The organism is Methylobacterium sp. CM6244 (assembly GCF_054817885.1).
Window position 1 is genome coordinate 2990191 of record NZ_CM139247.1, and the last position, 13586, is coordinate 3003776.

The following is a 13586-nucleotide window of genomic DNA, read 5'->3' on the forward strand; positions in this document are numbered from 1 at the left end:
CAAAGAAATCAACATGCGAGGGTGACGCCTTCGCACCTGTCTGTGCTAGGTATGCCGCCATGCGATGCACCCTCTCCGTCACCTCGAAACGACGCATCCTGTGCGTCTTTCCCGCATACACGCCGTCCTTCGGGACTTTCGCCCACGCCTACCCGTTAATGGGCGGGGTAAAGGCGTTCATGCCGCCTCAGGGCCTGCTCCTCATCGCGGCTTACATGCCGGAGGAATGGGAGTACCGGTTCATCGACGAGAACATCAAACGGGCCGGGCCGGACGATTTTGCCTGGGCCGATGCGGTGTTCGTATCGGGCATGCACATCCAGGCACCCCAGATCCGGGACATCTACGCTCGGGCGCATGCGGCCGGTAAGGTGACGGCGCTTGGCGGCCCTTCGGTCTCCGGATCGCCCGAGCAATATCCGGAATTCGACTATCTCCATATCGGCGAGATCGGCGACGCTACCGACGAACTCGTGTCGATCCTCGACCGCGACGTGTCCATTCCGGCGAGCCAGGTTCGCCTCGAAACCAAGGAGCGTCTGCCGCTCTCCGATTTCCCGGCGCCTGCCTACGAGGCCGCTCCCCTCAAGCGCTACCTCATCGGTTCCCTGCAATTCTCGTCCGGCTGCCCCTATCGCTGCGAGTTCTGCGATATCCCGCAGCTCTACGGCCGGCAGCCCCGCCTGAAGACGCCGGAGCAGATGCTCGGCGAGCTCGATGCGATCATCTCCCAGCCGGGCCATCCGGCCGTCGTGTACTTCGTCGATGACAATTTCATCGGCAACCGCAAGGCGACGAAGGACATGCTGCCCCACCTCGTGGAGTGGCAGAAAAAGAACCATTACCCGCTTCAGTTCGCCTGCGAGGCGACCCTGAACATGGCCAAGCAGCCCGACATCCTCGAGCTGATGCGTCAGGCGAACTTCATGACCGTCTTCGTCGGCATCGAGACGCCGGAAGAGGACGCGCTGGCGGGCATCGACAAGAAGCACAACGCCGCCGTGCCGATGTACGAGGCCATCGAGACGCTGAACAGCTTCGGCCTCGAAGTGACATCGGGCATCATCCTCGGCCTCGACACCGAAACGGACGGCTCGGAACAGAAGCTCATCGACTTCGTAGACAAGTCGGCGGTGCCGGTGCTGACGATGAATCTGCTGCAGGCCCTGCCGAAGACGCCGCTCTGGGACCGGCTGACCCGCGAGGGACGTCTCACCCATGACGCGGCGCTGGAATCCAACGTCCTGTTCAAGCGTCCGCACGACGATGTGGTGGCGAGCTGGCGCCGGGCCATCGCCCATGCCTACGAGCCGGAGAACCTGTTCGCGCGCTTCCGATATCAGGTGGAGCGGACCTATCCGCACCGGATCAAGACGCCGACCAGGGGCAAGCTCACGCGGACCAATCTCCGTCGCGGTCTCGTGCTCGGTTTCAACATCGCCCTGCGCGTGGGCATCCTGTCGGATTACCGGGGCGTGTTCTGGCGCGCGGCCGGCCATGCCTTGAAGCGCGGGCAGATCGAGGCGGTCTTCAACATGGGCTTCGTCGCCCACCACCTGATCCGCTTCACCCGCGAAGCCCTGCGCGGCGAACACAACGCCTCCTTCTACGCGGCCAAGGCCGAGCAGAAGCTGGAGAATGCCCGGACGCCCTGGTGGCAGGCCGCGCGTAAGTTCCTGCCGACATAGGGACTTCCGTACGCGCCCGAAGATGCTCCCGCCGAACAGGCGGGAGAAAATCCCGTCAACCAAAATCGTACATGCGAAGCGGATTTCTTCACCTTGGGCACTTGGCAGGGCGCTTGCTAGGGCCTATAGACCCCGCTCCACGTATTTCACACTTTGAAAGGATTCGACCAATCGGTCGATATCCGACATGCGAATTCGCCTGGGCAACCAGGCGATAATGGCCGGAAGGCTTTAAGGGGCGAGCAGCTCCTTCAAGCCTCGTCCGGCCATGTCCTGTCCGAGACTGCAGGCGCCGGGCAACCGGCTTAATTCCCCAGCCTGCACAGACGGGGAAGACCGAATTCAACACCCTATCGGCACCGCGATTCGCGGCGCAGGCAGGTATCGGTTTGAACCATCTCGCCCGTGCCGTCCACCGTTCCGGAGGATGTCAGGGGACAGGGCCGTGAAGCGTCGTCCAGGACGTTCCGGCTTCTCGCTGAGCCGAGTTCCGTTCCGGGCGGCATGTGCAACCGGCGGACCCTCCTCGAGGGGGACCCGCCAACCGGAGAGAGCCCCAGTGGACAGGACAGCCAAAGCTGATCTCGTCTCGACGCTCAACGGCGTGTTTGCGAACACGTCCGTCGTCGTCGTGGCCCACTACAAGGGCCTCACGGTCGCCGAGATGCAGAAGCTGCGCGCGCAGATGAAGCAGTCCGGTGCCACCGTGAAGGTCACCAAGAACCGCATCGCCAACATCGCTCTCGATGGCACGGACGTCGCCTCCATCAAGCCCCTCCTGAAGGGCCCGACCCTGCTCGCTTATTCGAGCGATCCGGTCGCGGCTGCGAAGGTTGCGGTGGACTTCGCCAAGGGTAACGACAAGCTCGTAATCCTCGGCGGCGCCATGGGAACGACAGCTCTGAACCCGGACGGTGTGAAGGCGCTTGCGTCGCTCCCGTCCCTCGACGAACTGCGCGGCAAGATCGTGGGCCTCATCCAGGCTCCCGCGACCAAGATCGCCCAGGTCGTCAGCGCACCGGCTGCCAAGCTGGCTCGCGTGTTCGGAGCCTATGCCACCAAGGACGCGGCTCAGGACGAAGCGGCCTGAGGCCGCATCGCCCTTCCCTCATCACCCGTTCAAACCGACATCTAAAGGAACATCACCATGGCTGATCTTGCCAAGCTCGTCGACGACCTGTCCTCGCTGACCGTTCTCGAAGCCGCCGACCTCGCCAAGCTCCTCGAAGAGAAGTGGGGCGTCTCCGCCGCCGCTGCCGTCGCCGTTGCCGGCCCGGCCGCCGGCCCGGCCGCCGTCGTCGAGGAGCAGACCGAGTTCACGGTTCTCCTGACCGCCGCTGGCGACAAAAAGATCGAGGTCATCAAGGAGGTCCGCGCGATCACCGGCCTCGGCCTCAAGGAAGCCAAGGACCTCGTCGAGGGCGCTCCGAAGGCTGTCAAGGAGTCCGTCAACAAGGAAGAGGCCGAGAAGCTCAAGGCCCAGCTCGAGAAGGCCGGCGCCAAGGTCGAGCTCAAGTAAGTTGCCGATGGGCCAAATCAGGCCCGTCACTTCCGGTCGGTCCCTTCGGGGCCGGCCGGCACCGACGCCCGCGGGTCTCCGACCCGTGGGCTAAGGTCGCTTCAAGCGACCGGGCGGTCCTGGAACGGACCGGCGGCATTCATTTCGGGTGGGCTTCGTCCGGCGGGACAGGTTCATCGCCTGGTCGCGGGAGGCATAAAGCCTTCCCCGGGCACCCGGTACGCGGGACGTAGGAGCGAGGTCACCCATGGCCAACACGCTGGTCGGTCGCAAGCGCATTCGCAAGTTTTTCGGCAAGATCAAGGAAGTCGCCGAGATGCCGAACCTCATCGAGGTTCAGAAGGCGTCCTACGACCAGTTCCTGATGATGGACGAGCCGGAAGGCGGACGGGGCGACGAAGGCCTGCAGACCGTTTTCAAGTCGGTCTTCCCGATCTCCGACTTTTCGGCGACGGCCCTCCTCGAATTCGTGAAGTACACGTTCGAGCAGCCGAAATACGATGTCGACGAGTGTCGCCAGCGTGGCATCACCTTCGCGGCTCCGCTCAAGGTGACGCTGCGCCTCATCGTGTTCGATGTGGACCCGGATACCGGTGCCAAGTCCGTCAAGGACATCAAGGAGCAGGACGTCTACATGGGCGACATGCCCCTGATGACGGAGAACGGCACCTTCATCGTCAACGGCACCGAGCGCGTCATCGTCTCGCAGATGCACCGCTCGCCAGGCGTGTTCTTCGACCACGACAAGGGCAAGACCCATTCCTCGGGCAAGCTGCTCTTCGCCGCGCGCATCATCCCCTATCGCGGCTCGTGGCTCGATGTGGAGTTCGACGCCAAGGACATCGTGCATGTGCGTATCGACCGTAAGCGCAAGCTTCCGGCGACGTCGCTGCTGTTCGCCCTCGGCCTCGACGGCGAGGAGATCCTCTCCACCTTCTACAACCGCGTCATCTACGATCGCGACGGCGCCGAATGGCGCGTACCGTTCGATGCCGACCGTCTGAAGGGCTTCAAGGCCTCCGTCGATCTCGTCGACGCTGATTCGGGCGAAGTCGTCCTCGAAGCCGGCAAGAAGCTCAACGCCCGCAACGCCCGCCAGATCAGCGAGCGCGGTGTCCAGTTCCTGAAGGCCACCGACGAAGACCTGATCGGCCAGTACATCGCAGAAGATCTGGTCAATGCGAAGACCGGCGAGATCTGGGCCGAGGCCGGCGACGAAATCTCCGACAAGCTCCTCAAGAGCCTGGAAGAGGTCGGCGTTTCCGAGCTTCCCGTCCTCGACATCGACCACGTCAATGTCGGTCCCTACATCCGCAACACCCTCGCCGTGGACAAGAACTCGTCCCGCGAAGGCGCGCTGTTCGATATCTACCGCGTCATGCGTCCCGGCGAGCCGCCGACGCTCGACACCGCCGAGGCGATGTTCCACTCGCTGTTCTTCGATTCCGAGCGCTACGACCTCTCGGCCGTCGGTCGCGTGAAGATGAACATGCGTCTCGACCTCGATGCCGAGGATACCGTGCGCACCCTGCGCCGCGAGGACATGCTCGCGGTCGTCAAGGCGCTGGTGGACCTGCGCGACGGCAAGGGCGAGATCGACGACATCGATCACCTCGGCAACCGCCGTGTGCGTTCGGTGGGCGAGCTCATGGAGAACCAGTACCGCCTGGGTCTTCTCCGCATGGAGCGCGCCATCAAGGAGCGCATGTCCTCCGTCGATATCGACACGGTGATGCCGCAGGACCTCATCAACGCGAAGCCGGCAGCGGCCGCGGTGCGTGAGTTCTTTGGCTCGTCGCAGCTGTCGCAGTTCATGGATCAGACCAATCCGCTCTCGGAAGTGACGCATAAGCGTCGCCTCTCGGCGCTTGGCCCGGGCGGTCTCACCCGTGAGCGCGCCGGCTTCGAGGTGCGCGACGTGCATCCGACCCATTACGGCCGCATCTGCCCGATCGAGACGCCGGAAGGCCCGAATATCGGTCTCATCAACTCGCTCGCCACCTTCGCGCGGGTGAACAAGTACGGCTTCATCGAGACCCCGTTCCGTCGCGTGAAGGACGGCGTGGTGACGAAGGAGGTCTCCTACCTCTCGGCGATGGAAGAGGCGAAGTACTACGTCGCCCAGGCCAACGCACAGATGGACGAGAGCTTCAAGCTGACGGAAGACCTCGTGGTCTGCCGTCGGGCCGGCGACGTCATCGTCGTGCCGCCGGACCGCGTCGACCTCATGGACGTGTCGCCGAAGCAGCTCGTCTCGGTAGCTGCCGCACTCATCCCGTTCCTCGAGAACGACGACGCGAACCGCGCTCTGATGGGTTCGAACATGCAGCGCCAGGCGGTGCCGCTGGTCCGCGCCGACGCGCCGTTCGTTGGCACCGGCATGGAAGCCGTGGTCGCCCGCGATTCGGGTGCCGCCATCGCGGCGCGCCGCTCCGGCATCGTCGATCAGGTGGATGCGACCCGTATCGTCATCCGCGCCACCGAGGAGGCCGATGCCAACAAGCCCGGCGTCGACATCTACCGCCTGCAGAAGTTCCAGCGCTCCAACCAGTCGACCTGCATCACACAGAAGCCGCTGGTCCGCGTGGGCGAGCAGGTCAAGAAGGGCGAGATCATCGCCGATGGTCCGTCGACGGAGTTCGGCGAGCTGGCACTCGGCCGGAACGTGCTCGTCGCGTTCATGCCGTGGAACGGCTACAACTTCGAAGATTCGATCCTGCTCTCCGAGCGGATCGTGAAGGATGACGTGTTCACCTCGATCCATATCGAGGAGTTCGAGGTGATGGCCCGAGACACCAAGCTCGGTCCGGAGGAAATCACCCGCGACATCCCCAACGTCTCGGAGGAGGCGCTGAAGAACCTCGACGAAGCCGGCATCGTCTATATCGGCGCCGAGGTCCATGCGGGCGACATCCTGTGCGGCAAGATCACCCCGAAGGGCGAGAGCCCGATGACGCCGGAGGAGAAGCTCCTCCGCGCCATCTTCGGCGAGAAGGCCTCTGACGTGCGCGACACCTCGCTCCGGGTTCCCCCGGGCGTGACCGGCACGATCGTCGAAGTCCGGGTGTTCAACCGCCACGGCGTCGACAAGGACGAGCGCGCCCAGGCCATCGAGCGCGAAGAGATCGAGCGTCTCGCCAAGGATCGTGACGACGAGCAGGCAATCCTCGACCGCAACACCTACGCCCGTCTCGCCGGCGTCCTGATCGGCCAGTCGCCGATCGCGGGTCCGAAGGGCTTCAAGAAGGAGACCACGCTCAGCCGTGAGCTCCTGAATGAGTACCCGCGCTCGCAATGGTGGCAGTTCGCCGTCGTCGACGACCGTCTCATGACCGAGATGGAAGCGATGCAGAAGCAGTACGACGAGTCGAAGAAACGCCTTGAGCAGCGCTTCCTCGACAAGGTCGAGAAACTGCAGCGCGGCGACGAGTTGCCCCCCGGCGTGATGAAGATGGTCAAGGTCTTCGTCGCGGTGAAGCGTAAGATCCAGCCGGGCGACAAGATGGCCGGCCGTCACGGCAACAAGGGTGTCGTGTCGCGGATCGTGCCGATCGAGGACATGCCGTTCCTCGAGGACGGAACGCATGCCGACATCGTGCTCAACCCGCTCGGCGTGCCGTCGCGCATGAACGTCGGTCAGATCCTGGAGACCCATCTGGGCTGGGCTGCCGCCGGTCTCGGCCGCAAGGTCGGGCTCGCCGTGGACGCCTACCTCCGCAGCAACGACATCGCCCCCCTCAAGGCGGAGATGGAGGCGATCTACTCGCCGTCCGAGCTCGAAGGTCTGTCGGACGAGGACATGGCGGAGGCGGCCAACAACGTACGCCGCGGCGTGCCGATGGCCACTCCGGTGTTCAACGGCGCCAAGGAAGCCGACATCGAGACGATGCTGGAGATGGCCGGGCTCGACCGCTCGGCGCAGTCGACGCTCTATGACGGGCGTACGGGTGAGCCTTTCGACCGCAAGGTGACGATGGGCTACATCTACATGCTGAAGCTCCACCACCTCGTGGACGACAAGATCCACGCTCGGTCGATCGGTCCTTACTCCCTCGTCACCCAGCAGCCGCTGGGCGGAAAGGCGCAGTTCGGCGGCCAGCGCTTCGGCGAGATGGAGGTCTGGGCTCTGGAGGCCTACGGCGCGGCCTACACGCTGCAGGAGATGCTCACGGTGAAGTCGGACGATGTCGCCGGCCGTACCAAGGTCTACGAGGCCATCGTCCGTGGCGACGATACCTTCGAGGCCGGCATCCCCGAGTCCTTCAACGTGCTCGTCAAGGAAATGCGTTCGCTCGGCCTCAACGTGGAGCTCACCTCCTCTAAGAAGCTCGCGAACGACCAGCTCGACCCGCCCGCCGAGGCAGCTGAGTAAGACCCACGATACGCTCCCGCGCCGGCTCACCGTGAGCCGGCGCGGTTCGAGCGGGGAGGGGAAGCGCCTCTCGACGGACGAAGGCCAGCGGCGACCCGGCCGGTCGCAGCGCCTCATCGATTTCAGCACGTGGTCATCCCCTCGGCGGAGGGTGCAGCCCGTCAGCTCAGGAGCAGATCATGAACCAAGAGGTCATGAATCTTTTCAACCAGCAGGCTCAGCCTCAGAGCTTCGACCAGATCAAGATTTCGATCTCCTCACCCGAAAAGATCCTTTCGTGGTCCTTCGGCGAGATCAAGAAGCCCGAGACGATCAACTACCGTACGTTCAAGCCCGAGCGTGACGGCTTGTTCTGCGCGCGCATCTTTGGACCGATCAAGGATTACGAGTGCTTGTGTGGCAAGTACAAGCGCATGAAGTACAAGGGCGTCATCTGTGAGAAGTGCGGCGTCGAGGTCACTCTTGCGCGTGTCCGGCGTGACCGCATGGGCCATATCGAGCTGGCCGCGCCCGTCGCCCATATCTGGTTCCTGAAGTCGCTGCCGAGCCGCATCGGCCTGCTGCTCGACATGGCGCTCAAGGACCTCGAGCGCATCCTCTACTTCGAATCCTACTGCGTCATCGAGCCGGGCCTCACCCCCCTCAAGGAGCGTCAGCTCCTCTCCGAGGAAGAGTACCTGCGCGCCCAGGAAGAGTACGGCGAGGACAGCTTCACCGCCATGATCGGGGCCGAGGCCATCCGGCGCATTCTCCAAGAGCTCGACCTCGACGGAATCGCGAACTCGCTCCGCGAGGAAATCGCCACCACGACCTCCGAGCTGAAGCCCAAGAAGCTTCTCAAGCGCCTGAAGATCATCGAGGCCTTCCAGATGTCGGGCAACAAACCCGAATGGATGATCCTCACCGTCGTTCCGGTGATCCCGCCGGACCTGCGCCCGCTCGTCCCCCTGGACGGCGGCCGCTTTGCCACGTCGGATCTGAACGACCTCTACCGCCGCGTCATCAACCGCAACAACCGTCTGAAGCGGCTGATCGAGCTGCGCGCGCCCGACATCATCATCCGCAACGAGAAGCGCATGCTTCAGGAGGCGGTGGACGCGCTGTTCGACAACGGCCGCCGCGGCCGCGTCATCACGGGCGCCAACAAGCGTCCGCTGAAGTCGCTCGCCGACATGCTGAAGGGCAAGCAGGGCCGCTTCCGCCAGAACCTGCTCGGCAAGCGCGTCGACTATTCCGGTCGTTCGGTCATCGTGGTGGGCCCTGAGCTCAAGCTGCATCAGTGTGGCCTGCCGAAGAAGATGGCCTTGGAGCTGTTCAAGCCGTTCATCTACGCGCGCCTCGACGCCAAGGGTTTCTCGGCCACCGTCAAGCAGGCCAAGAAGCTCGTCGAGAAGGAGAAGCCCGAAGTCTGGGATATCCTCGACGAGGTGATCCGCGAGCACCCGGTGATGCTCAACCGCGCACCGACGCTCCACCGCCTCGGCATCCAGGCGTTCGAGCCCAAGCTGATCGAGGGTAAGGCGATCCAGCTTCACCCGCTCGTCTGCGCCGCCTTCAACGCCGATTTCGACGGCGACCAGATGGCCGTCCACGTCCCGCTCTCGCTGGAAGCCCAGCTCGAAGCGCGCGTGCTGATGATGTCGACCAACAACATCCTGCACCCGGCCAACGGTCAGCCGATCATCGTGCCGTCGCAGGATATCGTGCTCGGCCTGTACTACCTGTCGATCGTGGCCGAGGGCGCCATCGGCGCCTTCGACCCGACCAACAAGAAGAACCCGATGCAGGGTGTCTTCGGCACGATCGGCGAGCTCGAGCACGCCCTCGCGGCCAACACCGTGAAGCTGCACTCGAAGATCCGCTGGCGGTGGAACGGCATCGGCCCCGATGGCGAGCCGCTGACCCAGACCTACGACACGACACCCGGTCGCGTGATCCTGTCCACGGCCCTGCCGCTGCACAAGAAGGTCCCCTACGACGTCGTCAACAAGCTGATGACGAAGAAGGAGATCTCCGCGATGATCGACACCGTCTACCGCCACTGCGGTCAGAAGGAGTCGGTGATCTTCTGTGATCGCATCATGGCGCTCGGCTTCAACCACGCGTTCAAGGCCGGCATCTCGTTCGGCAAGGACGACATGGTCGTGCCGGACAACAAGTGGCCGATCGTGGACGACACCCGCGCGCTGGTGAAGGACTACGAGCAGCAGTACAATGACGGCCTGATCACTCAGGGCGAGAAGTACAACAAGGTGGTGGATGCCTGGGCCAAGTGCTCGGACAAGCTCGCCGCCGAGATGATGCTGCGCATCTCCACCGTGCAGAAGGACGAGAACGGCGCCGACAAGCAGATCAACTCGATCTACATGATGAGCCATTCCGGTGCCCGTGGTTCGCCGGCGCAGATGAAGCAGCTCGCCGCGATGCGTGGACTCATGGCCAAGCCCTCGGGCGAGATCATCGAGACCCCGATCATCTCGAACTTCAAGGAAGGCCTGGACGTTCTCGAGTACTTCAACTCGACGCACGGAGCCCGTAAGGGCCTCGCCGACACCGCCTTGAAGACCGCGAATTCCGGTTACTTGACCCGCCGCCTCGTCGACGTGGCCCAGGACGCCGTCATTCGTGAGGTCGATTGCGGCACCACCAACGGCATCAAGATGCGCGCCATCGTCGATGCCGGCCAAGTCGTGGCTCCGCTCTCGATCCGCATCCTCGGCCGCGCCACGGCCGAAGATCTCGTGGCGCAGGACGGTACGGTCATCGTCCAGACCAACGAGACGATCGAGGAGAAACACCTGCCCGCCATCCAGGCGGCCGGTATCCAGGAGGTGAAGATCCGCTCGGTGCTGGTCTGCGCCACCAAGAGCGGCGTCTGCGCCACCTGCTACGGACGCGATCTCGCCCGTGGAACGCCCGTCAACATGGGCGAGGCCGTCGGCGTCATCGCGGCGCAGTCCATCGGCGAGCCGGGCACCCAGCTCACCATGCGTACCTTCCACATCGGCGGTGCGGCGCAGATCGCGGATTCGTCCTTCATCGAGTCGAGCTTCGAGGGCACGATCAAGATCCGCAACCGTGCCCTCGCCCGCAACACCGATGGCGATCTCATCGCCACCGGTCGTAACGTGGCGGTGGTCATCGTCGGAACCGATGGAGCGGAACGCGCGGTCCACCGCCTGCAATACGGCGCACGACTGCGGGTCGACGAGGGCGACAAGGTCAAGCGTGGCCAGCGCATCGCCGAGTGGGACCCCTATACCCGTCCGATCATCACCGAGACCGACGGTATCGTGGCCTACGAGGATCTGATCGACGGCCAGTCGATCACCGAGACCACCGACGAATCGACCGGCATCGCCAAGCGCGTCGTCATCGACTGGCGTGGTACGGCCCGTACGGCAGACCTCAAGCCGGCCATGCTGGTCCTCGACCAGGACGGCAGGCCGATGAAGCTGCCGCGCGGCTCGGATGCCCGCTACTTCCTCCCGGTCGACGCCATCATCGGCTACGACCCGGGTGGCACGGTGAAGGCCGGCGACATCCTCGCTCGTGTCTCCACCGACTCGGCCAAGACCCGCGACATCACCGGCGGTCTGCCGCGGGTGGCGGAGCTGTTCGAGGCCCGTCGTCCGAAGGACGCGGCGATCATCGCGGAGAAGTCGGGCACGATTCAGTTCGGGCGCGACTACAAGAACAAGCGTCGCCTGACGCTGACTCCGCATGACGGTTCGGATGCGGTCGAGTACCTGATCCCGAAGGGCAAGCACATCCACCTCCAAGACGGCGACGTCGTGGAGCTCGGCGACTACATCGTCGACGGCAACCCGGCGCCGCACGACATCCTGGCGATCAAGGGCGTGGAGGAGCTCGCTGCCTACCTCGTCAACGAGATCCAGGAGGTCTACCGGCTCCAGGGCGTGTCCATCAACGACAAGCACATCGAGGTGATCGTCCGTCAGATGCTGCAGAAGGTGGAGATCACCGACGGCGGCGATTCGGAGATCCTGACGGGCGACCAGATCGACCGGACGGAACTCGCGGACATCAACGAGAAGTTGCTCGCCGAGAACAAGAAGCCCGTCGTGGGTGTGCCGGTGTTGCTCGGCATCACCAAGGCGTCCCTGCAGACGAAGTCGTTCATCTCGGCGGCCTCGTTCCAGGAAACCACCCGCGTGCTCACCGAGGCGGCCGTCAACGGCAAGATCGACCATCTCGAGGGTCTCAAGGAGAACGTCATCGTCGGATCGCTCATTCCGGCCGGTACGGGCTCCATGGCAGCCGACATCCGCGCCGTGGCGCGGCGTCGCGATGCCATGATCCTTCAGCAGAAGGCCGCCGAGAGTGGCGCCCAGCCCCTCAGCGAGCTGCCGCCGGCCGCTGAGTGATCTCCGCGTAGCCTTCAAACGAGACAAGGGGCGGCCAGCGATGGCCGCCCCTTCTTATTTCGCAACACCGCCTTCGGACCGGAGAGAGCTCCCCGGTACCGGCCGCACCTCAACGAATCGCAGCATCTGTGCGGCCTCATCCGACAGCCCACCAGGACCCATCCACCGCACGTGAACCGCCATCCAGGACTCCGCCAAGCTGATCGGCAGGTTGATCCGAGACCGTGACACCGCCCTGGATCGCCTCGTCCAGGCGCAGAACTCCAAAACCATATAATAATCGGGCGTTAACCGCCGGTCAGACCAAACTTTATCGCGCTTCGGGATTGACGTTCCGCCGTCCCAAGCATAGAAGCACGCCACTCCGGCACAACAGCAGGACATAGCGAGTCGCGGCCCTCGGGCCGAAAGACAATCGCTAATCCGGTTCCGGCACTCACATCGACTGACGTCCTTGTCAGATCAGTAGGTACGAGCGCGTCGTAAGGCGTGATCCTCTGCCGAACACGCGCCACGGGTCCTCACCGATCCATGGCGCATATTCGTTTTGCGGATCTTCTTATCGAGATCCGCGACAGCTCGGAAACGGGCTGCATCGTGAAGCCGAACATGGGATCGCGCCTAAGCGGTCCGAATGAAGAGGGCAGAGTATGCCGACGATCAACCAGCTGATCGCTCAGCCGCGTAAAGCGCAGAAGAGCCGCAACAAGGTGCCGGCGCTCGACGCTTGCCCGCAGAAGCGTGGCGTTTGCACCCGCGTCTACACGACGACGCCGAAGAAGCCGAACTCGGCTCTCCGTAAGGTCGCCAAGGTCCGTCTGACCAACGGTTTCGAAGTCATCGGGTACATCCCCGGCGAAGGTCACAACCTTCAAGAGCACTCCGTGGTCATGATCCGCGGCGGCCGCGTGAAGGATCTTCCCGGCGTTCGCTACCACATCCTGCGCGGCGTGCTCGACACGCAGGGCGTCAAGGGTCGTAAGCAGCGCCGCTCCAAGTACGGCGCCAAGCGTCCGAAGTAAGAATTTCGCTCATCCCGTAAGGATGTCGCCGACCTCGACGAGGTTCAGGCGGCCTGCGCGGGGTGGTTTCAAGACCTTGATTTATAGACGGAGCGAGCGATGTCCCGCCGCCATTCTGCTGAAAAGCGTGAGATCATCCCGGACGCCAAGTACGGCGACATCGTGCTCACCAAGTTCATGAATTCCATCATGTACGAGGGCAAGAAGTCGATCGCCGAAGGTATCGTGTACGGCGCGTTCGACATCGTCGAGAACCGCGCCCGTGCGAACCCGATCGAGGTGTTCCGCGCCGCTCTCGAGAACGTCGCTCCGGCGATCGAAGTGCGGTCCCGTCGCGTCGGCGGAGCGACCTACCAGGTCCCCGTCGAAGTCCGTACCGAGCGGCGTCAGGCTCTGGCGATCCGTTGGCTCATCCAGGCCGCCCGTGGCCGCAACGACCGCACCATGGTCGAGCGCCTCTCGGCCGAACTCCTCGATGCCGCGAATAACCGTGGTAACGCGGTCAAGAAGCGGGAAGACACGCACCGGATGGCTGAAGCCAACCGCGCCTTCTCGCACTACCGCTGGTAAGCGGCCCCGGACCCTTTCAGGAGCAAT

At 63.8% G+C, this 13586-nt stretch carries 7 protein-coding genes; all 7 read left to right on the forward strand.

Annotation, left to right across the window (positions count from 1 at the left end; genetic code table 11):
- Positions 1-59: 59 nt before the first annotated feature.
- Entirely contained in the window at positions 60-1688 is a 1629-nt protein-coding gene (locus ACYQML_RS13865; protein ID WP_056429685.1) for a B12-binding domain-containing radical SAM protein, read from the forward strand.
- Positions 1689-2247: 559 nt separating this feature from the next.
- A complete protein-coding gene (rplJ, locus tag ACYQML_RS13870) occupies positions 2248-2778 on the forward strand; it encodes a 50S ribosomal protein L10 (RefSeq protein ID WP_461233125.1) in 531 nt (176 codons plus the stop codon).
- Positions 2779-2835: 57 nt separating this feature from the next.
- Positions 2836-3207, forward strand: coding sequence for a 50S ribosomal protein L7/L12 (rplL, locus tag ACYQML_RS13875; protein ID WP_018044238.1), 372 nt, complete (start codon positions 2836-2838; stop codon positions 3205-3207).
- Between the two features lie 247 nt (positions 3208-3454).
- A complete protein-coding gene (gene rpoB, locus ACYQML_RS13880; protein ID WP_056429690.1) occupies positions 3455-7579 on the forward strand; it encodes a DNA-directed RNA polymerase subunit beta in 4125 nt (1374 codons plus the stop codon).
- Between the two features lie 179 nt (positions 7580-7758).
- Complete coding sequence (rpoC, locus tag ACYQML_RS13885; RefSeq protein WP_461233126.1) at positions 7759-11967, forward strand: DNA-directed RNA polymerase subunit beta'; 4209 nt, start codon at positions 7759-7761, stop codon at positions 11965-11967.
- A gap of 650 nt (positions 11968-12617) precedes the next feature.
- Positions 12618-12989, forward strand: coding sequence for a 30S ribosomal protein S12 (gene rpsL, locus ACYQML_RS13890; RefSeq protein WP_018044234.1), 372 nt, complete (start codon positions 12618-12620; stop codon positions 12987-12989).
- 99 nt (positions 12990-13088) lie between these two features.
- The gene (gene rpsG / locus ACYQML_RS13895; RefSeq protein ID WP_018044233.1) at positions 13089-13559 is read left to right on the forward strand and encodes a 30S ribosomal protein S7; all 471 of its coding nucleotides are present in this window, start codon (positions 13089-13091) and stop codon (positions 13557-13559) included.
- The last annotated feature ends 27 nt before the right edge of the window (positions 13560-13586 follow it).

Coding starts and splice junctions, on each gene's coding strand:
- rpsG (WP_018044233.1), top strand. CDS start 13,089: ATGTCCCGCCGCCATTCTGCTGAAAAGCGTGAGATCATCCCGGACGCC.
- ACYQML_RS13865 (WP_056429685.1), top strand. CDS start 60: ATGCGATGCACCCTCTCCGTCACCTCGAAACGACGCATCCTGTGCGTC.
- rplL (WP_018044238.1), top strand. CDS start 2,836: ATGGCTGATCTTGCCAAGCTCGTCGACGACCTGTCCTCGCTGACCGTT.
- rpsL (WP_018044234.1), top strand. CDS start 12,618: ATGCCGACGATCAACCAGCTGATCGCTCAGCCGCGTAAAGCGCAGAAG.
- rpoB (WP_056429690.1), top strand. CDS start 3,455: ATGGCCAACACGCTGGTCGGTCGCAAGCGCATTCGCAAGTTTTTCGGC.
- rpoC (WP_461233126.1), top strand. CDS start 7,759: ATGAACCAAGAGGTCATGAATCTTTTCAACCAGCAGGCTCAGCCTCAG.